Source organism: Marixanthomonas spongiae (assembly GCF_003095375.1).
GTDB classification, from domain to species: domain Bacteria; phylum Bacteroidota; class Bacteroidia; order Flavobacteriales; family Flavobacteriaceae; genus Marixanthomonas; species Marixanthomonas spongiae.
This window is the reverse complement of record NZ_QEHR01000005.1, coordinates 146269-170137: the sequence shown is the minus strand read 5'-3', so window position 1 is coordinate 170137 and position 23869 is coordinate 146269. Positions and strand designations below refer to the sequence as shown.

General features: G+C 38.8%; 25 protein-coding genes. 12 read left to right on the top strand and 13 right to left on the bottom strand.

Going from position 1 to position 23869, the window contains the following annotated elements:
* Positions 1-23 precede the first annotated feature (23 nt).
* From DDV96_RS08975 to DDV96_RS08965, 3 genes are read left to right on the top strand one after another with little or no spacing between them, the layout of a single operon-like run.
* A complete protein-coding gene (locus DDV96_RS08975) occupies positions 24-1205 on the top strand; it encodes an MFS transporter (protein WP_206074017.1) in 1182 nt (393 codons plus the stop codon).
* Between the two features lie 49 nt (positions 1206-1254).
* Positions 1255-1824: a YceI family protein gene (locus DDV96_RS08970; protein ID WP_116694425.1), complete on the top strand. Its 570-nt coding sequence runs from the start codon at positions 1255-1257 to the stop codon at positions 1822-1824.
* Between the two features lie 8 nt (positions 1825-1832).
* Complete coding sequence (locus DDV96_RS08965; RefSeq protein ID WP_116694424.1) at positions 1833-2213, top strand: nuclear transport factor 2 family protein; 381 nt, start codon at positions 1833-1835, stop codon at positions 2211-2213.
* Between the two features lie 27 nt (positions 2214-2240).
* On the opposite strand, the gene DDV96_RS08960 is transcribed toward DDV96_RS08965, so the two are convergent.
* Positions 2241-2603: a winged helix-turn-helix transcriptional regulator gene (locus tag DDV96_RS08960; RefSeq protein ID WP_116694423.1), complete on the bottom strand. Its 363-nt coding sequence runs from the start codon at positions 2601-2603 to the stop codon at positions 2241-2243.
* A 220-nt stretch (positions 2604-2823) separates the two neighbouring features.
* Here DDV96_RS08960 and DDV96_RS08955 point away from each other — a divergent pair, with 220 nt between their 5' ends.
* From DDV96_RS08955 to DDV96_RS08915, 9 genes are all read left to right on the top strand, one after another.
* Positions 2824-3747: a ClpXP adapter SpxH family protein gene (locus DDV96_RS08955; RefSeq protein WP_116694422.1), complete on the top strand. Its 924-nt coding sequence runs from the start codon at positions 2824-2826 to the stop codon at positions 3745-3747.
* Between the two features lie 149 nt (positions 3748-3896).
* On the top strand, positions 3897-5162 hold the full coding sequence (locus DDV96_RS08950) for a T9SS type A sorting domain-containing protein (protein WP_116694421.1): 1266 nt from the start codon (positions 3897-3899) through the stop codon (positions 5160-5162).
* 596 nt (positions 5163-5758) lie between these two features.
* A complete protein-coding gene (locus tag DDV96_RS08945; RefSeq protein ID WP_116694420.1) occupies positions 5759-6652 on the top strand; it encodes a branched-chain amino acid transaminase in 894 nt (297 codons plus the stop codon).
* Positions 6649-8325 (top strand): dihydroxy-acid dehydratase, encoded by a 1677-nt coding sequence (ilvD, locus tag DDV96_RS08940; RefSeq protein WP_116694419.1) that lies wholly within the window; start codon positions 6649-6651, stop codon positions 8323-8325. The genes DDV96_RS08945 and ilvD overlap by 4 nt, the downstream gene beginning before the upstream one ends.
* Positions 8326-8341: 16 nt before the next feature.
* Positions 8342-10036, top strand: coding sequence for a biosynthetic-type acetolactate synthase large subunit (ilvB, locus tag DDV96_RS08935; protein ID WP_116694418.1), 1695 nt, complete (start codon positions 8342-8344; stop codon positions 10034-10036).
* Between the two features lie 6 nt (positions 10037-10042).
* On the top strand, positions 10043-10576 hold the full coding sequence (gene ilvN / locus DDV96_RS08930) for an acetolactate synthase small subunit (RefSeq protein WP_116694417.1): 534 nt from the start codon (positions 10043-10045) through the stop codon (positions 10574-10576).
* Between the two features lie 109 nt (positions 10577-10685).
* A complete protein-coding gene (gene ilvC, locus DDV96_RS08925) occupies positions 10686-11729 on the top strand; it encodes a ketol-acid reductoisomerase (protein WP_116694416.1) in 1044 nt (347 codons plus the stop codon).
* On the top strand, positions 11729-12973 hold the full coding sequence (ilvA, locus tag DDV96_RS08920; protein ID WP_116694415.1) for a threonine ammonia-lyase IlvA: 1245 nt from the start codon (positions 11729-11731) through the stop codon (positions 12971-12973). Before ilvC ends, ilvA begins: the two co-directional genes overlap by 1 nt.
* A gap of 107 nt (positions 12974-13080) precedes the next feature.
* On the top strand, positions 13081-13698 hold the full coding sequence (locus DDV96_RS08915; RefSeq protein WP_116694414.1) for a trimeric intracellular cation channel family protein: 618 nt from the start codon (positions 13081-13083) through the stop codon (positions 13696-13698).
* Positions 13699-13921: 223 nt separating this feature from the next.
* Here DDV96_RS08915 and DDV96_RS08910 read toward each other — a convergent pair whose 3' ends face one another.
* From DDV96_RS08910 to DDV96_RS08855, 12 genes are all read right to left on the bottom strand, one after another.
* Complete coding sequence (locus DDV96_RS08910; RefSeq protein ID WP_116694413.1) at positions 13922-15037, bottom strand: mechanosensitive ion channel family protein; 1116 nt, start codon at positions 15035-15037, stop codon at positions 13922-13924.
* A 233-nt stretch (positions 15038-15270) separates the two neighbouring features.
* Positions 15271-16071, bottom strand: coding sequence for a HoxN/HupN/NixA family nickel/cobalt transporter (locus tag DDV96_RS08905; RefSeq protein WP_116694412.1), 801 nt, complete (start codon positions 16069-16071; stop codon positions 15271-15273).
* Positions 16072-16127: 56 nt separating this feature from the next.
* Entirely contained in the window at positions 16128-16766 is a 639-nt protein-coding gene (locus DDV96_RS08900; protein WP_116694411.1) for a MarC family protein, read from the bottom strand.
* Between the two features lie 22 nt (positions 16767-16788).
* Positions 16789-17619 (bottom strand): urease accessory protein UreD, encoded by an 831-nt coding sequence (locus DDV96_RS08895; protein ID WP_116694410.1) that lies wholly within the window; start codon positions 17617-17619, stop codon positions 16789-16791.
* Complete coding sequence (ureG, locus tag DDV96_RS08890; protein WP_116694409.1) at positions 17612-18232, bottom strand: urease accessory protein UreG; 621 nt, start codon at positions 18230-18232, stop codon at positions 17612-17614. Before ureG ends, DDV96_RS08895 begins: the two co-directional genes overlap by 8 nt.
* 53 nt (positions 18233-18285) lie before the next feature.
* Positions 18286-18972 (bottom strand): urease accessory protein UreF, encoded by a 687-nt coding sequence (locus DDV96_RS08885; RefSeq protein WP_116694408.1) that lies wholly within the window; start codon positions 18970-18972, stop codon positions 18286-18288.
* The gene (gene ureE / locus DDV96_RS08880; protein ID WP_116694407.1) at positions 18965-19426 is read right to left on the bottom strand and encodes an urease accessory protein UreE; all 462 of its coding nucleotides are present in this window, start codon (positions 19424-19426) and stop codon (positions 18965-18967) included. Before ureE ends, DDV96_RS08885 begins: the two co-directional genes overlap by 8 nt.
* A 12-nt stretch (positions 19427-19438) precedes the next feature.
* Positions 19439-21157, bottom strand: coding sequence for an urease subunit alpha (gene ureC / locus DDV96_RS08875; RefSeq protein ID WP_116694406.1), 1719 nt, complete (start codon positions 21155-21157; stop codon positions 19439-19441).
* Positions 21158-21161: 4 nt separating this feature from the next.
* On the bottom strand, positions 21162-21473 hold the full coding sequence (locus DDV96_RS08870; protein WP_116694405.1) for an urease subunit beta: 312 nt from the start codon (positions 21471-21473) through the stop codon (positions 21162-21164).
* A 26-nt stretch (positions 21474-21499) separates the two neighbouring features.
* Positions 21500-21802, bottom strand: coding sequence for an urease subunit gamma (locus tag DDV96_RS08865; protein WP_072875681.1), 303 nt, complete (start codon positions 21800-21802; stop codon positions 21500-21502).
* A 55-nt stretch (positions 21803-21857) separates the two neighbouring features.
* Positions 21858-23330 (bottom strand): catalase, encoded by a 1473-nt coding sequence (locus DDV96_RS08860; RefSeq protein ID WP_116694404.1) that lies wholly within the window; start codon positions 23328-23330, stop codon positions 21858-21860.
* A 26-nt stretch (positions 23331-23356) separates the two neighbouring features.
* Positions 23357-23830, bottom strand: coding sequence for a Dps family protein (locus DDV96_RS08855; RefSeq protein WP_116694403.1), 474 nt, complete (start codon positions 23828-23830; stop codon positions 23357-23359).
* Between the last annotated feature and the right edge of the window lie 39 nt (positions 23831-23869).

The following is a 23869-nucleotide window of genomic DNA, read 5'->3' as shown; positions in this document are numbered from 1 at the left end:
CCCTAGCTTTCAATTCGTTTAAAATGAAAATTATGAGTAAACAAAACATCGCAAAGCAAGCCAAAGGTGCTTTTCCATGGCTGATTATGATTTTGATGTCATCGGTAACTTTTGTAGGAATATTGTCTGAGTTGATGCCTTCAGGAGTATTGCCACAAATAATGTCCGATTTAAATATCAGTGAGGTGCAAACCGGTAACTTGGTTGGTTACTACGCAATAGCTTCTGCTATTTTCGCAATCCCGCTCATTTCATTGACCATGCGGGTCAACCGAAAGTACTTATTGCTTATACTGCTTGGAGGCTTCGCTATTTCCAATATCATTGCAGGACTCGTTTACGACTATACCCTCATTATAATACTTAGGATCATAGGTGGAATCTGTGCAGGCGTAATGTGGCCAATGATTGCTGCATATGGGATGCGACTGGTTGATGAAAGCCAGCATGGAAAGGCTATCGCAGTAATTATGGCGGGTAATACGCTGGGCATAAGTATTGGAATGCCATTAGTAACCGCCATTGGAAATGACTACGGCTGGCGAACTGAATTTATTGGTCTCGGGATTTTTATCATCGTTATTGGTTTAATTGCATTATTTGCACTGCCCTCAACCCCAGGGGAAAAGCTTACCAAAAGCTCATCACCATTTGCCCTTTTAAAAATACCGGCAGTACTACTCGTGCTTCTGCTTACACTGCTTGGCGTGGTGGCACACTACGGGGTGTACGTTTATATTACAAGCCTGGTTGATGAAATACAGTTGGCCGGCGGGATTGAAAGCGCATTAATGCTTTTTGGGGCAGGTTCTTTAATTTCTGTATTGTTGGCCATAAAATATACCGATAAACACCTTAGAGCCCTTACCACGGCTATGTTTGGTTTGTTGATCGTTTCTATGGTCTTAGTCTTGCTATTTGGTAAAATAACCGGAATTGCTCATTTTGCGTTCTTTCTATGGGGGCTTTCATTTGGTCCCTTAGTAACTTTGTTACAGGCTGCCGTAAGCAAACAGGTAGATAGCGCCATAGATGTGGCTACTTCAGTACAGTCCTCTGTGTTCAACCTATCCATTATGATAGGTAGCTCGGTAGCCGGTCTCATGCTTGGTATCTATTCGCCCTTGAGCCTCGTTTATTTGGCGATTGCTCTGTCAATTCCTGGCTTGATAATCGCCATTTCTTCTAAGAAAACCTTAGATTGATATTTAAAAAATCACTTATATAAATTATTAACCTTAAAACTAAAGTATTATGAAAAATATTATAATTTTAATTACAGCAGTACTCTTATCGGTAAGTAGCTTTGCCCAAACACAATGGAAAGTAGACCCCTACCACTCCTCGTTGAACTTTCATATTGAACATTCGGGCATTAGCATGGTAAACGGAAAATTTATGGATTATACCGGAAGTTTAACTACAAATGGGGATGCATTGAGCAACGCCAGTTTTGATTTTACCGTAAAAACAGAAAGTATCAATACCAATGTTGACAAAAGGGACAACCATTTGAAAAGCGCTGATTTTTTTGAAGTAGAAAAATATCCGGAAATGAAATTTAAAAGCACTAAAATTCTCGCTACGGGCAAACCGGATGAATATTTATTATATGGAGAATTGACGATTAAAGGCGTTACAAAAGACGTGATTTTTGATGTGCATTATGGCGGAACAATAAAAAATGACCAGGGCGAAAAATTAGGACTGAAAGCCGAAACCACCATCAATAGGTTTGATTATAATATTGATTATGACCCAACCGGTGCAGCTGTTGGAAAAGAAGTAAACATTGTCGCTCACTTACAATTTGCAAAACAATAATATTAAACATGAAAAATTCAGCAAAAAAAGTAGTAGAAAATATGTTTGCTGCATTTAGCAGTGGCGATGCAGATAAATTTGTCGCAACAGTTTCAGACGATACCGTTTGGATCTATCATGGAACACAGATAATCCCTAAAGCAAGGTTTGAAAAAAAGGAAGGTGTAAGGGCTTTTTATAATAATATTATGGAAAGAACCGAAATCATCAACTTCGAGCCTCTACAATATATTGTTGAAAACAATATGGTTGTGGTGTTAGGTCGTGAACATCAAAAAGTAAAACGATCTGGAAGAGAACTGAAACAAGATTGGGTTCAGGTTTATACTGTTGAAAATGGTTTGATTACTAAAATGGAAGAATTTGCAACTTCAGAAGAAGTAAAGTAAGCTACTATCGTTACTATAAACTCGAACTTATTTAGCACCGTGGACTGACTGTCTATATTCAATGCCCCACTTTGCCAATTCGTTGATTACTGGCGAAAGTGTCGCACCGTATTCAGTAATCGCATATTCTACAGTTATTGGCTTTGTATTCATAACGGTTCGGCTAACCAAGTGGTTTAATTCTAAGTCTTGAAGTTCCTTAGAGAGCATTTTATTCCCAATGCCATCTATTTCCCGCATCAAATCCATAAACCCAAATTTATCACCTTCTATAAGGGTCCCTAAAATATGGAACTTCCATTTTCCCGAGAGAATGCTCATTGTGTCGCTAATGGCTTGCATTCTTACTTGACAAGCGGGTGTATTGTTTATTACTGCTTTCTTCTTCATTGTTTTCATTTATTTATAAAACATCAAATTGTATTAAATTCCTAAGGATAGTTTCCTAATGGATAGTACTTTCCAAAAGGAAATGCATATCAAATATACAGTTAATTCTAAGTATATTTGTATTAATATTTCAGAAGATAAGTGCTTAGAAATGAATAAAGTAGAAAATATGATTGCTGAAATAATATGAAACGGATAAATAATTTATAAAAATAAAGATATGAATACCGAAACATCAAAAAACAATCCGCTTTTATGTGATATAGAAACGGGTATGTGCGAAACATCTGGGGATACTTCAGACACCGCAAACAAAACCAAAGAGCAAGCAACCAAAAAATCTGTAAAGCTCATTTATTATACAGATCCTATTTGTTCATCCTGTTGGGGTATCGAGCCACAATTGCGCAAGCTAAAACTGGAATATGGTAATGCTATTGAAATAGCGTACAGAATGGGTGGCTTATTGCCCGACTGGAGTTACAACAGCGGCGGCATTGGACAACCATCAGACGTTGCTTCACATTGGGACGAGGTGAGTGAACATTACGATATGCCCATAGACGGAGACGTATGGCTGGAAGACCCGTTAGATTCCTCTTATCCACCGTCCATTGCATTTAAGGCCGCGCAAATGCAAGATGAAGAAAAAGCAACTTTATTTATGCGGGAAATACGGGAAATGGTATTTCTGAAAAAGAAAAACATCGCTAAGTGGGAACATTTGGCATCGGCCGCAAAAAATGTGGGGCTTGATGTAGAACAATTGAAATCTGATTTTGAAGGCAAGGCAAAAGAATTGTTTGAAGAAGATTTGAAATTAGGAAGAGAACTGGGTGTGAGAGGGTTTCCTACCATATTTTTCATTGACGATGACGGAAACCAAGAAACCGTATATGGCACCAGGCCTTATGCCTTTTACGAAATGGCCATTTTAAAATTGAACCCCAATGCTAAAAAAAGCGAATACAGCAAAGATTGGGAAACACTCTTCTCAAAATATCATTCACTCACCGCTAAAGAGTTTTCCGAACTATCTGGAACTCCTAGAGCCGATAGTGAAAACGTTTTGAACGAGCTTACAAAAAAAGGTTCTTTAGAAAAATTATCGACTAAAAACGGTTCTATTTGGAAAATAAAATAAATTGGGTTCAAAATAATTGACTCTTATCGATACAATTCAAAGAATAATCGCACGGAAAAAACCTAAGAGTTAAATAGTTTTTAGGTAGGTGGATTACAGCATTATTTTATTATGTTTACGGCTTATAAACAAAAAAACCTAACTATAAAATGATGAAAAAACTACCCACTAAACAACTTTTTAGTCTTGTAATGATTACACTTTTATTTTCCGGAGCGAAAATGCACGCAAGTAATGGAAGTGAGCAAGGAAATCCCCTTAGTGTAACTCCTTGTGATGAAAAAACCGTGATAGAATGTGATACGGTTTATACCGCAGAGCTGGTTCCAAATGCAGGTTTTTGGACTAATTATACAGATGTTCCATATAACTATACCGGATCGGAACAAGTATTTGAATTTACGGCTACTTCCTCTGGTCTTCACGTGATGGATTTAGATCAAGGAGCAGGCGATGCAGACTTTATGTTAATGGATGCCTGTGCAAATACGGCCGGAAATATCACTGGTTTCTATTGGACCGGAGAGCAATCGGAATATCTAGAGTTAGTTGAAGGAACCACGTATTATATTATTGCTGATTTGTATGAAACAAGCGATGCGACTACCGTAAGTGTTAAAGTAAATTGCATTGGAGATGTCGTTATTCCAGAACCGGATTTTGATTGCTTCCAAGGCCTGGGTATCGCCCCAAGTATTGATGCAGCATTTAATTTAGACCCGCTTAATCCAAATACATTTGTAGCCAATGATTTTACGGTTGAAGGAAATACCACCTTTGCACTTCAACAAATATCAATAAGTACAAACCAGATTCAAGTTCCAGATCATGGTGTTTTCAATATTAGAGAAGACAATAATGGCATACCAGGTGATGTAATTGAGGTAATTGAAGCTGATGTAACATCATCTATACTGTACTCCGTGCTGTTCGATGAGCCTGTGTACCATGTGATATTCGACTTGACCGAAACGGTTGTTTTTACTGAAGGAACTTTTTGGCTAGAGCCAAAAATCACTACTCCTCAACCTTCTACTGTGTGGTGGGCGGCCACCGAAAATGGGACAGATGGCGCCATAACGATGTTATCGGAAGATGGCGGTACAACTTGGACACCTTTGGCGGCAGAATCCATTTTTTTCGTAGCCGGAGAATGTGGAACCTTAGGGGTTTCTGATTTAACATCAGTTGATATTGATTATTATCCAAATCCGGTAAACGAAGTGTTAACTATTCAATCAAAAGAAACTATAGCGTCGATTGATGTTTATAACCTATTGGGGCAAATAATTTTAAAATCAAGCACAATTTCCGATGGAAAAATAGATTTGAGCGCTCTGAATTCGGGAATCTATTTGGTGAAAGCAACTTTTGACGGTGGACTTGTTGAAACGCTCAAAATTGTAAAAAAATAATAGAAATCAATTACATTTCGTAAAGTTTATAAGCCGTCTTATTTTTCGAAATATGACGGCTTTACTGGAAAACATTTGGATTAAAACAGTTCAAAAATCAAACTTTTCAACTTTTTCAATTAAAATCGTTGTACATTCATTTATTTACATACATTTGTCCAACAATTAGAGTCAAAGTGAAAAAATCAATTATTATACCTTCAATTATTATTGTAAATGTGATTATCACATCTGCAAAGGGAAGGCTATAAAATATATTTAACATATTTAAAGAGCCTCCCGAGAAATTAGGAGGCTTTTTTTATTGCATAATATCAATACATGACAACCAACACCAACATAATTAGTATCAGCATTATTATTCGCTCTTTCGGGTGAGTCAGGCTGGTAGTGTTCATTTTAAGCCTTTCTCATTCCCTTGAGAAAGGCTTTTTTATTTTACACAAAATCAAAATATGAAAACTAATACTAGCATAATTATTATCAGCATTATTATTCACTCTTCCGGATGAGTTAGGCTGGTATTGCTCCATTTTAAGCCTTTCTCATTCATTTGAGAAAGGCTTTTTTTATTTAATGAATTAACAATTAAACCCATGTATTACAACAACAACACCCAGATTTACCTTGACGGAACATTTGTAAAAGCAAATGAATCGGTAACAGATTTGTACGGTCAGACCCTGCACTATGGTTATGGCGTCTTTGAAGGAATTCGCGCTTATGCTACTGAAAACGACACGCGTGTTTTTAAAGCCAAAGAACATTATGACCGTTTAAAAAATTCAGCAGAACTCATCAATATTCCATTTAAGTATAACGTACAGGAATTAGTGGATGCCACTTACAAACTATTAGAAAAAAACAACTTAACCAATGCGTATGTTCGCCCGTTGGTTTTCTGCGATCCCAATATGTCGCTTGCCAGACCAAATAAGGTTTCTATCATGATCTGCGCTTGGGAATGGGGTGCTTATTTAGGTGATAAACAATTGCGTTTAACCGTTTCTTTTTACTGCCGCCCGCATCCACGTTCCATAAAAATTGAAGCCAAAGTTTGCGGTCATTATGTGAATTCTATCCTTGCCACCAATGAAGCAAAAGATAAAGGCTATGATGAAGCTTTGCTGTTGGATAGTGATGGGTATTTAGCAGAAGGGCCGGGTGCTAACTTCTTTTTTGAAAAAAACGGGGTTTTATATACCCCTCAATTGGGAAATATCCTTCCGGGAATTACGCGCGCTACAGTTTTAGAATTAGCTGAAAAACTAAGGATTGAAGTAAAGCAAGGACTTTACAAGCCTGAAGTTTTAGTTTCAGCAGATAGTGCTTTTTACTGCGGAACGGCGGCCGAAGTCATTGGGATTGAATCTATAGACGAAAAAAAATTCCGTAAAGAATGGAAAGATTCATTAGGGCTAAAATTACAGGAAGCTTATTCAGAATTTGTTAGAAAATCAGAAAAAACATTAAGTAAAATACACGCATGAAAACACTAAACAACTACAGTAAAACCATAACGCAAGACGAAACCCAACCAGCGGCACAAGCCATGTTATACGGAATTGGGTTAACCGAAGAAGACATGCAAAAAGCCCAAGTAGGGATTGTAAGTACTGGTTATGAAGGCAATACTTGCAATATGCATTTGAACGATTTGGCTACAACCGTAAAGTTTGGCGTAAAAGCTGAAAATTTAGTCGGGTTGATTTTCAACACCATTGGAGTAAGTGACGGAATTTCCAACGGGACAGACGGCATGCGGTTTTCATTGGTTTCCAGAGATGTCATAGCAGATTCTATTGAAACTGTCGTCAGCGCACAGTGGTACGATGCGGTTTTGGCCGTCGTAGGATGTGATAAAAATATGCCGGGCTCAGTGATGGCAATGGGCAGGTTGAATCGTCCAGCAATAATGATCTACGGTGGAAGTATTCATTCCGGAAAATGGAAAGGGGAATCCTTAAACATTGTTTCGGCTTTTGAAGCCTTAGGAAAAAAATTCAATAAAACGATAACGCCCGAAGATTTTAAAGGTGTCATTAAAAATGCGTGTCCGGGAGCTGGTGCCTGTGGTGGCATGTACACCGCAAATACCATGGCTTCAGCAATTGAAGCCTTGGGAATGAGCTTGCCTTACAGTTCGTCAAATCTTGCTTTGAGTGAAGAAAAAAACCAAGAATGTTTGGATGCAGGAAAAGCCGTTAAGGTTTTACTGGAGAAGGATATTAAACCTAAAGACATTATGACCAAGAAAGCCTTTGAAAATGCGCTGACGATGGTGACGGTTCTTGGCGGTTCTACCAATGCCGTGATGCATTTGATCGCTATGGCGCATTCGGTGGATATAGAACTAACCTTAGAAGATTTTCAGAAAGTAAGTGATAAAACCCCGGTCTTGGCAGATTTAAAACCAAGTGGAAAATATTTAATGGAAGATTTACACGCTGTGGGCGGTGTTCCGGCAGTAATGAAATACCTGTTGGAAAACAAATTGTTACATGGAGATTGCTTAACCGTAACAGGTAAGACAGTTGCCGAAAATCTAGCTGATGTTCCCAGTTTAACCGAAGGGCAGAACGTATTTCTTCCGTTAAAATCTCCTTTAAAAGCTACAGGACATTTACAAATTCTCTTGGGAAACCTTGCTTCGGAAGGAAGTGTGGCAAAAATAAGTGGCAAGGAAGGCGATTATTTTGAAGGCACAGCAAAAGTGTACGATGATGAATATGCAGTAATCGAAGGTGTAAAAAAAGGAGCCGTAAAATCGGGAGATGTGGTGGTGATTCGTTTTTGCGGACCTAAAGGTGGTCCGGGGATGCCTGAAATGCTAAAACCCACCTCCGCCATCATGGGCGCGGGATTAGGAAAAGACGTGGCTTTAATCACCGATGGAAGGTTTTCTGGCGGCACACACGGTTTTGTGGTGGGACATATCTCCCCTGAAGCTTATGTGGGAGGAACTATTGCATTGGTAGAAGATGGAGATACAATTGTCATCGACACAAAAAATAACACTATTGAATTAAAAGTAAACGAACAAGAATTAGCCAAACGAAAATCGGAATGGAAACAACCAAAACTTAAAGCAACAAAAGGTGTTTTGTATAAATATGCAAAATGCGTTTCGTCTGCATCTACAGGCTGTGTAACGGATAATTAATTTAAAATAACAAGAAATGAATTCAACAAGAATAACAGGCGCACAAGCGGTAATGAAATCGTTAGTAGCTGAGGAAGTTGACACCATATTTGGATATCCCGGTGGGGCTATTATGCCCATTTACGATGCTTTGTATGATTATGAAGCTACGGTAAATCACGTCTTAGTACGCCACGAGCAAGGTGCCATCCATGCCGCCCAAGGCTATGCCAGAACTTCCAATAAAACGGGTGTCGTATTTGCAACTTCAGGCCCCGGAGCTACCAATTTAATAACCGGTCTAGCCGATGCCTTAATTGATTCAACCCCTGTAGTATGTATTACCGGGCAAGTGGCTTCCCATCTTTTAGGTACCGATGCTTTTCAGGAAACAGATGTAGTTGGCATATCGATGCCCATTACCAAGTGGAATATTCAAGTTACCAAAGCAGAAGATATTCCTTCCGCCATCGCAAAAGCATTTTATATTGCACAATCCGGACGCCCCGGACCAGTACTGATCGATATTACCAAGGATGCACAATTTGGAGAAATGGAATTTAAGTATGAAAAATGTACGAATATCCGAAGTTATTTTCCAAGACCAAAGTTGAAAAAAACGGTTGCTGAAGCCGCTGCAAAATTAATCAACAAAGCCAAAAAACCATATTTATTGATTGGTCAGGGAATTATGCTTTCCAATGCAGAAAAAGAATTACTGGAATTTGTTGAAAAATCTGGAATTCCAGTGGCATCCACACTTTTAGGATTAGGGGCTTTTCCTAATCATCACCCGCAATATGTTGGCTATTTAGGCATGCATGGAGATTATGCGCCCAATATAAAAACCAATGAATGCGATGTGCTCATCGCTATTGGGATGCGTTTTGATGATAGGGTTACGGGAGATGTTTCCAGGTATGCCAAACAAGCTAAAGTGGTTCACGTGGACATTGATGCAGCAGAATTGAACAAAATAATAAAAGCTGATGTCGCTGTTCATGCCGATGCAAAAGAAGCCTTGAAAGTATTAACCGAATTGGTAAATAAAAAACAACATACCGCTTGGTTACAGGAATTTAAAGATGCTAAAAAGATTGAAGTTGAAACGCTACAAGAAAGCGCAAAAGAATTGCATTCCGAAGAACTGAAAATGGACGAAGTAATCAAAATGCTTTCAGAAATAACAAATGGAGAGGCTGTTGTAGTGACAGATGTTGGGCAGCATCAAATGATGACGGCTCGCTATTATCAATATAACAAAACAAAAAGCAATGTTACTTCTGGCGGTCTGGGCACAATGGGCTTTGCACTACCCGCTGCAATTGGAGCAAAATTTGGCGCTCCAAAAAAACCTGTAGTTGCTATTATTGGAGACGGAGGTTTCCAAATGACGCTTCAAGAATTAGGGACGATTCTACAAAGTGATGTCGATGTGAAAATCATCATTTTAAACAATCGATTTCTCGGAATGGTGCGCCAGTGGCAACAAATGTTCTTTGAAAAACGCTATTCCTTTACGAATATGGTAAGTCCCGATTTTTTGGCGCTTTCCAAAGCATATAGTATTAAAGCTGCAAAAATTAAAGTTAGAACAGATTTAAAAGAAGGTTTATTAAAAATGCTGAACCATAAGGGTTCTTACTTGTTAGAAGTGATGGTAGCAAAAGAGGAAAATGTGTTCCCAATGGTATCAACAGGAGCCTCCGTATCAGAAATACGTTTAAACTAAATAGAAATGAAAAAAACATTTACAGTATCGGTCTTTACCGAAAACAGCATTGGGATGATGAATCGCGTGACGATCATATTTACGCGTAGACATTTGAATATTGACAGCATTACAGCTTCAGAATCTGAAGTAAAAGGTGTGTTTCGATACACCATTGTTCTAAGAACAACTAGAGCGCAAGTAGAAAAAGTAATAGGACAACTAGACAAACTAATCGATGTTTTTAAAGCTTTTGTACACGAAGATTCCGAAGTAGTACACCAAGAAATTGCCTTATATAAAATCAAAACGGCAAGCCTGACCAATGGCGATGTAGAAAAAGTAATTCGGGAACATCACGCCAGAATCCTTACGGTTGATACAAAATTTATGGTCATCGAAAAAACAGGCCATGTAAATGAAACCCAATTGCTGTTTGAAAACTTTAAACCTTATGGCGTGCTCGAATTTGCACGTTCAGGTAGCGTGGCAGTAACCAAACCTATGAAAGAATTTAGCACCTATTTAAAAGAATTGGAAGAATTAAATCATAAACAATAAAGATTAGAATTAAATATTAAATACTTAAAACATCAATGTCAGGTCGAGCGCAGTCGAGACCTTTTAGATGAAAAAAAAACTATTAGTCACAAAAATATATTATAAAATTATGGCAACAATAAATTTTGGAGGAGTTCAGGAAAACGTAGTAAAACGTGATGAATTCCCACTTAAAAAAGCACAAGAAATATTAAAAGATGAAACGGTAGCAGTTATTGGTTACGGCGTTCAAGGACCAGGACAAGCACTCAACTTAAAAGACAATGGCATCAATGTTATAGTCGGGCAACGTAAAGGAACAGGCAGTTGGAAAAAAGCCTTAGCTGATGGCTGGGAAGAAGGAAAAACATTGTTTGAGCTTGAAGAAGCTTGTGAAAAAGCGAGTGTGGTGATGAATTTACTTTCCGACGCTGGACAAATACAAGCTTGGGAAGGCATGAAAAAATACTTAACCAAAGGAAAAGCACTCTATTTTTCACATGGATTTGGAGTTACTTTTCACGAAAAAACAGGCATTGTTCCACCAAAGGGCGTAGATGTGGTTCTGGTGGCGCCCAAAGGTTCGGGTACTTCACTTAGAAGCTTATTTTTAGAAGACCAAGGCCTCAATTCCAGTTATGCGGTATTTCAAGATGCGACGGGAAAAGCAAAAGATCGCGCCTTGGCATTAGGGATTGCGATTGGTTCGGGATATTTGTTTGAAACGACATTTCAGAAAGAAGTGTATAGCGACCTAACGGGAGAACGCGGTGTTTTAATGGGTGCGATTGCTGGAATTTTTGACGCGCAATTTAATGTGCTTCGCCAACGTGGCCATTCGCCAAGTGAAGCCTTTAACGAAACCGTAGAAGAATTTACCCAAAGTTTGATGCCGCTTATCGCGGAAAACGGGATGGATTGGATGTTTGCGAACTGCTCTACCACAGCGCAACGTGGCGCATTGGATTGGAAAGGAAAATTCCGTGAAGCTACCGAACCTGTTTTAAATGAATTGTACGACAGTGTGGTTTCAGGTAAGGAAGCCGAAATAGTAATTGAAGCCAATAGCAAACCTGATTACCGCGTAAAATTAGAAGAAGAATTAAACGTGATGAAAAACAGCGAATTGTGGCAAACTGGATTAGAAGTCCGAAAATTAAGACCAAAAAAATAATGGAATTATTAAAAGAAATATATGAAGCCAGGGAACGCATAAAAGACGTTGTGGTACATACTCCTTTAATGAAAAATGAAAACTTGAGCAAAGAATTTTCCGCTCAAGTTTTCTTAAAACGGGAAGATTTACAACCGGTACGCTCTTACAAATTAAGAGGGGCGTACAACAAAATAGTTTCGCTTAGCGCAGAAGAACAGTCAAAAGGAGTCGTTTGCGCCAGTGCTGGAAATCACGCGCAAGGTGTGGCTTATGCTTGCCATAAATTAAATATTAAAGCGACGATATTTATGCCCGTGACAACGCCTCCTCAAAAAACAAAACAGGTAAAACTCTTTGGCAAAGATAAAGTGGAGATAGTTTTAAAAGGCGATACCTTTGATGAATCCTCCCAAGAAGCAAACTGTTTTTGCCAAAAAATTGGCGCTATCTTTATTCATCCCTTTGACGATGAAAAAGTAATGGCTGGACAAGGAACTATTGGCTTGGAACTCTTGGAAGACACCAAAACGCCTATTGATTACTTATTCCTGCCTATTGGTGGTGGCGGTTTAGCATCGGGCGTGAGTACGGTTTTTAAGCAATTGAGTCCGCCTACCAAAATCATTGGTGTGGAACCAGCCGGCGCTCCATCGATGACAAATTCGATAAAGAAAGGAGTAAATACGACCTTGGGAAATATTGACAAATTTGTGGATGGCGCTTCCGTTAAACGTGTAGGCGAAAAAACATTTGAGATTTGTAAAGACAGCTTGGAAGATATTATTCTTGTTCCAGAAGGAAAAATCTGTACCACTATTTTGCGTCTGTATAATGAAGAAGCTATTGTGGTAGAACCTGCTGGAGCATTAACTATTGCGGCACTCGATTTTTACCAAGAGAAAATAAAAGGAAAAAATGTGGTGTGCGTTGTTAGCGGAAGTAATAACGATATTACCCGAACGGAGGAAATAAAAGAACGATCGTTATTGTATGAAGAGCTGAAACATTATTTTCTTGTACAATTTCCACAGCGCCCAGGCGCTTTAAAAGAATTTATGAATGATATTTTAGGGCCTAATGATGACATTGCCTATTTTCAATATTCGAAAAAAAACAATAAGGAAACCGGACCGGTGATAGTAGGGGTAGAATTAAAAAACAAGCATGACCTGTTCTATATTGAAGAAAAACTAACCGCCAAAAAATTTACCTATCAATACCTGAATGGAAATAAAGATTTGTTTACACATCTGATTTTATAATAAAAACGCCAAAAAAAATACGATTTTAAGGAAGTTTGTTGAAGTATTTAATTTTCATTAATTGCTATTCCGTATATTGACTTGGTTAACTTAAACCTAACTAAGCAATGGAGTCTATTAGAATAATCGATATTGTTGGAACGGCGGCTTTTAGTATTGCCGGAGCTTCGGCTGCAATGGAAAAAAAACTGGATGTTTTTGGAGTTTTCATTATAGCTTTTATAACGGCTTTGGGCGGAGGTACCTTACGCGATGTTTTAGTTGGCGAAGTACCCATCAGGTGGTTGTCAGATTTAAGTTCAGGGGTCATAGTCCTGCTCAGCACAATTGCAACAATATTCTTTAAAACAGTAATTAAAGACTATCATAATATTTTATTGTTTTTTGATTCTATAGGGTTAGGGTTTTTTACGGTAGTGGGTATTCAAACAGGAATCAGTCTGGACTTGCACCCTGTAGGTTGTATCGCGTTAGGAACCATTACGGCCTGCTTTGGTGGCGTTATTAGGGATATTTCTTTAAGCAACATTCCACTTATCTTCGAAAAAGAAATTTATGCCACTACCAGTATTTTTGGTGGATTGGTATTTTTTCTTTTAATGAAGATGGGTGCGCCCAAAATGCTGTTTGAAGTCACTTGCCTGGTCTCCATCGTGGTATTTAGATTATTAGCGGTAAAATTCCACTGGCAATTGCCAACAATCTGGAAGTCTGAGAAGCTTTAAATTCATTATAAACGGCTTTCCCATTTAATTTTTTGACAGTAAAATAGTTTTTTAAATTTAACTTTAAAATAAAAAGCACAAGGAACGTTTATTTTCGTCATTATGGTATAGTTATTAGTGTATTTTTCATTGATTGTTCCAAAAACCGATTTTCAATATTATTTGCTGAGCTACAACATAAATTTAATTATGATTACTAACTGAAATCACGAGTAGCTTTTAACTAAATTGAGTTTTCATTGTTTACGGCATCTTTCTCTTCTGCCTTCATGACCACTGTGCGGTGCGGGAATGGTATTTCTATCCCTTCTGCTTCAAAACGCTTTTTAACGGTTTCAAAGACATCACGTTTCAGTCCAATTGATTTTCCGTAGGTTTCAGCCCAAGCCCATGCACGTAACTTTACTGAAGAGTCACCAAGTTCGATAAGGGCGACCCTTACGATAGGCTGTCCATCCTTTTTTTGCTCTTCTGTTCTATTGTCTATAATAAAAGGATGGTTCTCACATTCTTCCCGTAAAATTTCTTTGGCACGATCCACATCACTGTCATAAGAGATGCCCACGACAACATACTCGCAACATTTTTGTTCATCTAAATCGAAATTGGTCAACTTCTCTTTATTGATTATTGAATTTGGGATAATTACTCTTCTGTTTTGCCACGTACGGATTATGGTGTGCCGCAATGTTATATCGGTAACGATACCTCTTATTGAATTGTCTATGGCCACCACATCGCCAACTCTAAAAGGTTTAAAAGCAATGATGAACATACCACCAATTAGATTGGAAAGCGCTTCTTGAGAAGAGATACCTACTACAAGTGCAATGACACCTGCACCACCTAAAGCTGTTTGGGCTACTCCGTGTAAAGAAGGAATAGCGAGCAGGCCGAAAAGCAAACCGGTTAAATATACTCCCACGACTGCAATGTAGCGGAGAAATTTAAAATTGGTTGGATCTTCGTCATTCAATATTTTTCTCTCGATAACACGTTTAAACCATAAATTTAGTGTGGCCGCAATGACGATGGTCAGCACGCTCAATACCCCCAAATAAAATACCAGCTTGAAATTATTATTCAATAGCTTATACTGTTCTTCATCAACAAAAATGAAGCTAATAGCGATAATACCCAATACTATCCAAAGTACATTGAGGAGTCGTTGTGCGATATTTAGTGATGATGATAGGTGATGATGCCCCCATTTTTTTCGTCTTTTTTTTAGTAAACGCTTGTTTAATAATCGAGTAAGTATAAGAAGCACAACTACTATGGCAATTACCAAAGCAGCATACTTAAAGTCCGAAGTATGTGAATTAAAATATTCTTCCATGATCTATTGGATTGGTTTATATTTATATGCTATGCTGGAGATGTTCATTCACTTTGAAACTATTACTTTTTATTTTGGCTCACTTTAAAATGTCTTTTAGAGTGGACGGATAGTCATTTGCAATTGGTCAAAATCTTCATCACAAGAGAAATAAAACACTATTTATATGCTTCTGTTTTCTACTGAATAATACTTTTAAGAATAACGTTTTGACGATATCAGTACTTTTCACTTTAAGATTGCAGAAACAAACCTTGCGCAAAGCCTATTTCGTAAACCATATACATTCCGAATAACAGGCTTGCTGTGCCAGCTAATATTCTCAAATTGGAAGTATTAAAAATAGCCAATTTTCCTTTTCCATATACAAAAGGTAAGGCGATGGCACCGGTAATTAGCATCATGCCTACGATGGTGCCCAATCCAAAGATAACAAGATATATTAAAGCCATCCAAGCGCTTTTTATAAGCGGTATAATCATAAGCGTAAGCGCGGCGGTACCTGCAAAACCGTGTATCACACCAATGATAACCGGCCTGAGATTGTGGTATATTTTATTATGGCCAAATTTCTTGTCCAGTTTTGAGGTAGGAACATCCTTTGCTTTATGGCCGTGGTTTTCGGGATTATGACCATGGGGGTGAGTGTGTATGTAATCTCCGTGACTATGAGGATGGCTGTGCACATATCCGTCATTGCTTTTGTTGGCTTTTGAACCAAAATTTATATTCATCCATTTTTGAAACCCGCGTAAGTTCCAAAGGCCTAAAATGATAAGCATAAATGCCACTCCCATTTCCAGACCCATCGATAGTTTTTCGGGTATGACGATACTGAACAAAATAACGACGCCCCCAAATACCAAAATAGTGAAGCTATGTCCTATACCCCAGAAAATGCCGATTTTTGATGCTTTTTTCAATGAGGGTTCCTTATCGAGAATAGTGGATACTGCAATAACATGATCAGGATCGGTTGCGTGACGCATTCCGAGGAAAAAGCCCAAGGCAATAACTGTAAATAAAGTAGTCATATTCGTATTGTTGATTTAAAAAAGAAACGTTTTAATTGCACCAACTGTAATGGTTACTAATCACTATAAATATTAAATGCCAGTTGAATTCCATTTATAATCATGTCTGTACCAATAACAGTAATAATCAACCCCATAATCCGGCCTATGACACCAATTACATTTTCACCGAGTTTTCTAACAATAAGCCCGCTCATGCGGAAAATTATGAAGTGAAGCAGGCATATCACACCAAACATTAAAATAACAATGCCCATCTCTATCCATCCTCTTCCAGATACAAAGGTCATTGCAGTGACAATGCTTCCGGGACCTGCCATTAATGGAGTTGCAAGAGGTGAAATAGCCACGTTTGGGTCAAATCTTTTCCTTTTTTTATCTTCTATATCTTCATTAGAATCTTTTGAACGTACCATATCTATTCCAGCTAGGAAAATTAAAATGCCTCCGGCAATCTTAAAAGCTGGAATTGTTAGCCCAAATAGACTAAAAATAATTTTCCCTAAAATAATAAAGGACAAAACAATAAAAAACGCAACGGTTACGGCCCTCCGTTTTGCCTCCTTTTTTTCCTCTTCGTTAGCGGTCTCTACAAGAGACATATATACGGGCAAATTGGCAATGGGATTGATTATCGCAAAAAACCCTGTGAATACTGTAATTGCAAACCCAATATATACGGCTAAACTATCCATAATAATTCATACCCATTAAACTTTAATATTTTCTTAATAACGGAGGTGTTTTAGCATACCACTCTTTACTGATTAATGCATGACAAGCCGAAATCACCTTTTGAATATCTTGGGTCATATTGGCCATTACACGTAGCGTGAACCCAGCAACCGTTAGGCTGGAAATTCCTGCTTTAAAATCTCCGGATTGTTTGTTTATCACTTCCTGAAGACGCTTCACTAAATCCTCATCAATTTTTTCAGCAATCACAATAAAAGTTCCAAGATGTGTATATTCCTCCATAAACCCCAGAACATCTATTTGTTGTACTGCCGGCTCTAATTTTATATTATCATAAACCACCAATTCATCTTCCATATAAATATTGGTTCTTAGATGAAGCATATCATAACTGAACGAACGCCCTTCAGCAGACCAACCAGGAGTTAAAATATCAGAATAAAATAACGTAGCGCCTTTCTTCATATAAATTGTGTCCAATTGTTTGTACCGGGCTTTTTCATATCCAATAATGGGATCGGGCAAATACTCTAAGTAGCTGTTTTCCTCAAGAAAAATTTCTGTTTCCTGGTAAACAGGTTTGGTTGGTGTTTTATAGATTAAGGTAGCACCAAGGGTTGTGAGTGTTAACTCTGCCTTTTCACGCACCTTAATTTCGATACGGTAAGTGTCGCCATCTAAATAGCCACCTCCCAAATTGAGAATGTAATAACACGGTCTTCCACTTTTTCCATCATAAACAGGCCGCTGTACTTTTAAGGCATCGTGAAAATAGATATTTTTAGGAACCGATTTTCCTGCCCTGTTTTCAATATCCATACTAAGAAAGCCTGTCCATTGCGTTCTATCCATGGACTTTCAAACCTTTTAATAGTACATTTTCTTCTATCCAGTTTACCACATCTTCCAGACCGTCATCTGTTTTAAGGTTGGTAAAGAAAAAAGGTTTATCTCCCCTGAATTTTTTTGTATCTGAAGCCATAATATCAAGGTTGGCATCAACGTAGGGCGCTAAATCTGTTTTGTTGATAATAAATAAATCGGACTTTATCATTCCCTGGCCTCCTTTTCTTGGTATTTTTTCACCCTGGGCCACATCGATGATATAAATGGAAAAGTCAACAAGTTCAGGGCTAAAAGTGGCTGCAAGATTATCACCACCACTCTCAATAAAAATAAGCTCTACATTTGGGTGCCGTTCTATCAAAACATCAACGGTTTCGGCATTCATCGAAATATCTTCCCGAATGGCGGCGTGCGGACAACCTCCGGTTTCCACTCCTATAATTCGGTCTGATGGCAAGATGCCCGTTCGGTTAAGAATTTTAGCATCTTCTTTGGTGTAAATATCATTGGTAATTACACAAGTATCCACTTTTCCATCCATAGCGCGGGTTATTCGCTCAATAAGTTGAGTTTTTCCTGACCCCACAGGACCTCCTATTCCTACTTTTACTGGTTTCATATTCAATTGTTTTTTATTTTTAATTTTGACCTGCCTGCAGGAATTTTAATAGATTAAGACATAAATATCCTAACCGTCAAGTTTTCATGTTGCATTTGTGCCATTTCTATTCCTGGGGCAATAGTTCCAAAATCACTTTCTTCCAGGTCATTTATGGTCGTGACCGCTTTTTGTAATTTCGGTTGAAAAGCGGTAATTATCTTTTGTCCGGCGGTTTGTCCTATTGGAATAGCGCGAACAGCATTTTGTACAAGGTTTATTACCGTTGAATACATGTAATATAAAATGGTAGTATCCTTGGTAATTTTTAAATGGTTTCCTGCCAAAGCGAATACAATAGCTGGATGTGCGAAAGATTTCTTCTCCTTGATTCTTTTGTTGTATAATTCAATTAATTCAGAATCATAAATAGTTTCTGCAATTTTAATTAAGGATCTTCCCATAAAACGTGTTCCCTCACGGGTTTCCTGCGATACGTTTTGGACGGTCAACAAGCGATCTAAATGCCATATCTCTTCAAAATTATCATTTTCCAAAGCTTGGTATGCCAATTTTATAGCGAAGCCATCTGCGCTAACCATTTGTTCTTCCAGATACAATGTTAACCACTGCGAAAAAGTTTCCGGATCAATTACTTTATCCTGTTGAATATACGTTTCTAACCCGAAAGAATGGCTAAACCCGCCACTGGGAAAATTGGAATCACATAATTGAAACAAACTCAATAAACTGCTATCCATGGCTATGCGCTCCTGTTACATGCCGAAAAGCATCTTTCACTTTTCTATCTTCCCTTTTAAACGGAATTCCTTTGGTTTTAAGCAATTCTTCTACAAGGTAATCGTATTGTACAAGCATTTCGTTGCCCTCAAACTTCGCGGGCATGTGCCTATTGCCCAATTCGTGGGCGATGACACCCATTTCCTGGATATCATTAGGTTGTATGACAAGAAGATCATCACTTTTAACATCAATGATAATCATGCTTCTATCATTCATAAACAGAATATCACCATCCTTAAGATCTTTGGGAGTAGATAAGCGAATACCTAAATCTCGATTATGATCGGTTTTAAGGCGTTGCACTCTTTTAACGAGATCAGCACTTTCCAAGTTTACTTTCTCAATATGGCGTTTTTCAATTTCTGAAGTTTTCAGGTTCTGGATATTGCCAATTATTTTTTCTATAATCATATTTCAATTTTTTTAAAATAGAAAGTACCGCTGGCCTAAAGGCACTTCCTTAACAGGGTCGCAGGTAAGCACTTTGTCACCAATTCTTACCTCATAAGTCTGAGGGTCCACTTCAATATCAGGTGTTTCAGAATTTAGTTTCATTTTCTTTTTCGTCATATTCCTAATATTCTTAACCGGCAAGACTTTTTTCTTCAGGTTCAATTCATCTCTTATATCGTTTTCAAAAGCGTATGAAGAAACAAAAGTAATAGAACTCTGGGCGAGTGCCCCGCCGTATTGTGCATACATTGGCCTGTGAATCATAGGCTGTGGCGTAGGGATAGAAGCGTTTGCATCACCCATCAAGGCCATAACGGCTACTCCGTTTTTCAACACCATGTCTGGTTTTGCACCAAAAAAAGCAGGATCCCAAAGCACCAAATCGGCTACTTTTCCTTTTTCGATAGAACCAACGTAATCTCCAATACCATGAGCAAGCGCTGGATTAATGGTATATTTTGCTACATATCGCTTTGCCCTGTTATTATCGGCATGTTTGCTATCTCCTTCCAGGGTTCCGCGTTGTTTTTTCATTTTATCCGCGACTTGCCACGTACGAAGCACCGTTTCACCTATACGTCCCATTGCTTGGGAATCTGAACTAACCACACTAAATACGCCCATATCCTGTAAAATATCTTCTGCAGCAATGGTTTCGGCACGAATACGGGAATCGGCAAAGGCTAAATCTTCGGGAATAGATGGGTTGAGATTGTGTGCCACCATAACCATATCCAGATGTTCATCTACAGTGTTCACGGTAAAGGGAAGCGTTGGGTTTGTAGAAGCCGGCAAAATATTATTGTAACCAGCCGAACGGATCAAGTCTGGCGCATGACCACCACCGGCACCTTCTGAGTGATACATGTGAAGCACACGACCATCAATAGCCTTCATGGTGTCTTCAAAAAAGCCCGATTCGTTTAAGGTGTCCGCATGTAAAGCCACTTGAACGTCAAATTGATCGGCACATTGCAAAGCATAATCAATTACCGAATGCGTAGCACCCCAATCTTCGTGAACTTTAAGCCCAACAGCTCCCGCGCGTATTTGCTCATTTAACGGCCCCAAACTGGCTGCATGACCTTTTCCTGTTAGTCCTATATTTATTGGAAGCCCTTCAATGGCTTTTAGCATGGTTTTTATATTCCAAGGACCGGGAGTCCCTGTGGTTGCTCTTGAGCCTGCTCCTGGACCTGCGCCACCACCTATTAAAGTAGTCGTGCCACCGGCTAAAGCTACATCAACCTGTGCGGGATTAATAAAGTGAATATGCGTATCTACAGCTCCTGCAGTAAGAATTTTACCTTCGCCAGAAATGACTTCAGTAGCTGTTCCCAGAACAATATCTACATTATCCTGCACTAATGGATTTCCTGCTTTTCCTATACCGGTTATTTTACCATCCCTAATACCTACATCGGCCTTGAAAATACCGGTATAATCTAATATAAGCGCATTGGTAATGACTACATCTGGCACGCGATCGTCTTCTGCCCTAGTAATATACGGATGTTGTCCCATACCATCGCGAATCACCTTTCCGCCGCCAAAAACCACTTCTTCTCCATATGTTGTATAATCATTCTCAACCTTGATAAATATATCTGTATCACCCAGACGTACTGAATCGCCAGTGGTAGGTCCAAACATTTGGGAGTATTGTTCCCTGTTCATTTTAAAACTCATAGGCTTATTTTTTTAATGGTCCGTCAACCTTATTATGAAACCCATAAACTTCGCGTTTACCGGCATAATCAATTAGTTCTACTTCTTTTTTGTCTCCCGGTTCAAAACGAACAGCGGCACCGGCAGGAATATCGAGCCGTTTTCCATAGCTTTTGTCACGATCAAAATCAAAGGCGTCATTAACTTCATAAAAGTGATAGTGCGAGCCAACCTGAACGGGACGGTCTCCCGTATTGGTAACGAGAAGCTTGATTGATTTTCTGCCTTCGTTACAAACAATGTCGGTTTTCTTATGTATATATTCCCCGGGTATCATAACAGTGGTTTTTTAGGATTATAAATTTAATTAATAGGATTATGCACAGTAACCAATTTAGTACCATCTGGAAAGGTAACCTCTACTTGGATATCGGGGATCATCTCTGGAATTCCTTCCATCACATCTTCACGGGTTAAGATCGTTGTTCCATATTTCATTAACTCTGCCACGGTCTTGCCTTCTCTGGCACCTTCCATAATTTCATTTGTAATTAGGGCCATTGCCTCCGGATGGTTGAGTTTCAATCCTTTTTCCCTTCGTCGTCTTGCCACATCGGCGGCAACGACAATCATGAGTTTATCTCTTTCCCTTGGTGTTAAAAACATAAGATTCTTATTTTAGAATATGAAAAAATGTTCGGATCTGTTGAAGAATTGCTTCTTAACTCAGATTTATATCGTTTATATCAATATTTAAAGCACTGGCAACGCCTTTTCCATAGTCGGGATCGGCTTTATAACAATTCTTAATATGCCTTTCCTGAATAAACTTTTCGGCACCACCAACTTCAGCCGCGGTATTTTTAAATAAAAGATTTTTCTGTTCCTCATTCATCAACCGGAAAAGGTTGCCGGGTTGGGTATAATAATCGTCATCATCTTCCCTAAAATCATAATGATCTGCGGCGCCCTCCAATGGCAAAGGCGGCTCGGTAAACTCTTTTTGTTCTTCCCATTGATCATAGCTGTTCGGAAAGTAATGAAGGGTAGCCCCTTCGTTGCCGTCTACACGCATTCTTCCATCCCGTGAAGCGTTATGGAACGGACATTTGGGTTTGTTTACGGGAATTTGATAGTGGTTTACGCCCAGTCGATAACGCTGCGCGTCACCGTAGGAAAACAACCTGGCTTGCAACATCCTATCGGGTGAAAATCCTACACCGGGAACCACATTGGCCGGGTTAAACGCGGCTTGCTCCACATCTGCATAATAGTTTTCCGGATTTTTGTTTAACTCCAATACGCCTACGTCGTGCAACGGATAATCGCCGTGTGGCCAAACCTTGGTCAGATCAAAAGGATTAAAAGGACATTCTTTTGCCTGCTCTTCGGTCATTACCTGAATTTTCATTTTCCAACGTGGAAAATCACCTTCTTCAATAGCATCGAATAAATCGCGCTGGTGACTTTCCCGGTCTCCGGCAATTATGGCCCCGGCCTCTTCGTTACTCAAATTTTCTATTCCCTGTTCGGTTTTAAAATGAAATTTCACCCAAACCCTTTTATTTTCGGCGTCGATCAAGCTAAAGGTGTGGCTACCGTAACCGTTCATATTTCGGTATGATTTAGGAATGCCCCGCTCGCTCATAGTGATGGTAACCTGATGTAATGCTTCGGGCAACAGGGTCCAAAAATCCCAGTTGTTGTTGGCATCACGAAGGTTGGTCTTCGGGTCTCTTTTTACTGCTTTGTTAAGATCGGGAAAACGGTACGGATCGCGTAAAAAGAAAACAGGCGTATTGTTACCTGTTAGATCCCAATTTCCTTCTTCGGTGTAAAACTTAATGGCAAAACCTCGAATGTCGCGCTCGGCATCGGCAGCACCACGCTCTCCCGCCACGGTGGAGAATCGTACAAACACAGGGGTTTCTTTTCCGATTTCCGAAAAGAGTTTTGCTTTGGTAAATTGCGAAATATCGTGGGTAACTTTAAAAGTTCCAAATGCTCCCGAGCCTTTAGCGTGCATTCTTCTTTCGGGGATCACTTCTCTATCAAAATGCGCCAATTTTTCCAGAAACCAAAAGTCTTCCAGAAGCATGGGGCCTCGTTTTCCTGCTGTTTTAACGTTTTGATTCTCAGCAATAGGTCTTCCAGATACTGAAAATAATTTCTTTTTGTCGTCTTTTTCTGCCATGATTGGTTATTTTCTTGTTTACTGATTTAGTTTAAATAGGAAGAATACATCCAAACCAATTTTTCCTGTTCCCGTATGTAATCGCTCATTAGTGCGTTGGTTCCTTCATCTTCTGCATCGGCAGACAGGTCTAGGATTTCACGTTGTAAAGTGATAATTATTTGTAGCGATTCAAGTGTATCTTCTACATCTTTTACACCGTCGGCAACCTCGGTGCTTTCTTCAACTTTTGCATCTTTCAAATATTTTGAAAATTGGTGATCTGGGGTGTGTCCCAAGGTTTGAATACGCTCTGCCACTTCATCGATTTTTACAAATAAATCTTCATAAAGCTCTTGAAATTTGTCATGCAGCTCAAAGAATTTATCTCCTTTTATGTTCCAGTGATACCCTCTGATATTTTGATAAAAGATGGAATAATCTGCAAGCAGTTCATTAAGTTTTTCTGAAAGTTTTTTAGACTTTTCCTTGTCCAGTCCGATAGCATTTAGTTTAGCCATTTTTTTTAGTTTTTTAATTAATTAATTTTTTTTTGCTTT

Excerpts from the sequence above, each read along its gene's own strand:
- DDV96_RS08860 (WP_116694404.1), bottom strand. The coding sequence starts at position 23,330 with ATGGCAGAAAAAGACGACAAAAAGAAATTATTTTCAGTATCTGGAAGA.
- ureC (WP_116694406.1), bottom strand. The coding sequence starts at position 21,157 with ATGAGTTTTAAAATGAACAGGGAACAATACTCCCAAATGTTTGGACCT.
- DDV96_RS08865 (WP_072875681.1), bottom strand. The coding sequence starts at position 21,802 with ATGTTTTTAACACCAAGGGAAAGAGATAAACTCATGATTGTCGTTGCC.
- DDV96_RS08975 (WP_206074017.1), top strand. The coding sequence starts at position 24 with ATGAAAATTATGAGTAAACAAAACATCGCAAAGCAAGCCAAAGGTGCT.
- ilvN (WP_116694417.1), top strand. The coding sequence starts at position 10,043 with ATGAAAAAAACATTTACAGTATCGGTCTTTACCGAAAACAGCATTGGG.
- DDV96_RS08960 (WP_116694423.1), bottom strand. The coding sequence starts at position 2,603 with ATGAAGAAGAAAGCAGTAATAAACAATACACCCGCTTGTCAAGTAAGA.
- DDV96_RS08895 (WP_116694410.1), bottom strand. The coding sequence starts at position 17,619 with ATGGATAGAACGCAATGGACAGGCTTTCTTAGTATGGATATTGAAAAC.
- ilvA (WP_116694415.1), top strand. The coding sequence starts at position 11,729 with ATGGAATTATTAAAAGAAATATATGAAGCCAGGGAACGCATAAAAGAC.
- ilvD (WP_116694419.1), top strand. The coding sequence starts at position 6,649 with ATGAAAACACTAAACAACTACAGTAAAACCATAACGCAAGACGAAACC.
- ureG (WP_116694409.1), bottom strand. The coding sequence starts at position 18,232 with ATGAAACCAGTAAAAGTAGGAATAGGAGGTCCTGTGGGGTCAGGAAAA.
- DDV96_RS08965 (WP_116694424.1), top strand. The coding sequence starts at position 1,833 with ATGAAAAATTCAGCAAAAAAAGTAGTAGAAAATATGTTTGCTGCATTT.
- ureE (WP_116694407.1), bottom strand. The coding sequence starts at position 19,426 with ATGATTATAGAAAAAATAATTGGCAATATCCAGAACCTGAAAACTTCA.
- DDV96_RS08855 (WP_116694403.1), bottom strand. The coding sequence starts at position 23,830 with ATGGCTAAACTAAATGCTATCGGACTGGACAAGGAAAAGTCTAAAAAA.
- DDV96_RS08885 (WP_116694408.1), bottom strand. The coding sequence starts at position 18,972 with ATGGATAGCAGTTTATTGAGTTTGTTTCAATTATGTGATTCCAATTTT.
- DDV96_RS08900 (WP_116694411.1), bottom strand. The coding sequence starts at position 16,766 with ATGGATAGTTTAGCCGTATATATTGGGTTTGCAATTACAGTATTCACA.
- DDV96_RS08955 (WP_116694422.1), top strand. The coding sequence starts at position 2,824 with ATGAATACCGAAACATCAAAAAACAATCCGCTTTTATGTGATATAGAA.
- DDV96_RS08950 (WP_116694421.1), top strand. The coding sequence starts at position 3,897 with ATGATGAAAAAACTACCCACTAAACAACTTTTTAGTCTTGTAATGATT.
- ilvB (WP_116694418.1), top strand. The coding sequence starts at position 8,342 with ATGAATTCAACAAGAATAACAGGCGCACAAGCGGTAATGAAATCGTTA.
- DDV96_RS08910 (WP_116694413.1), bottom strand. The coding sequence starts at position 15,037 with ATGGAAGAATATTTTAATTCACATACTTCGGACTTTAAGTATGCTGCT.
- DDV96_RS08905 (WP_116694412.1), bottom strand. The coding sequence starts at position 16,071 with ATGACTACTTTATTTACAGTTATTGCCTTGGGCTTTTTCCTCGGAATG.
- DDV96_RS08970 (WP_116694425.1), top strand. The coding sequence starts at position 1,255 with ATGAAAAATATTATAATTTTAATTACAGCAGTACTCTTATCGGTAAGT.
- DDV96_RS08870 (WP_116694405.1), bottom strand. The coding sequence starts at position 21,473 with ATGATACCCGGGGAATATATACATAAGAAAACCGACATTGTTTGTAAC.
- DDV96_RS08945 (WP_116694420.1), top strand. The coding sequence starts at position 5,759 with ATGTATTACAACAACAACACCCAGATTTACCTTGACGGAACATTTGTA.
- DDV96_RS08915 (WP_116694414.1), top strand. The coding sequence starts at position 13,081 with ATGGAGTCTATTAGAATAATCGATATTGTTGGAACGGCGGCTTTTAGT.
- ilvC (WP_116694416.1), top strand. The coding sequence starts at position 10,686 with ATGGCAACAATAAATTTTGGAGGAGTTCAGGAAAACGTAGTAAAACGT.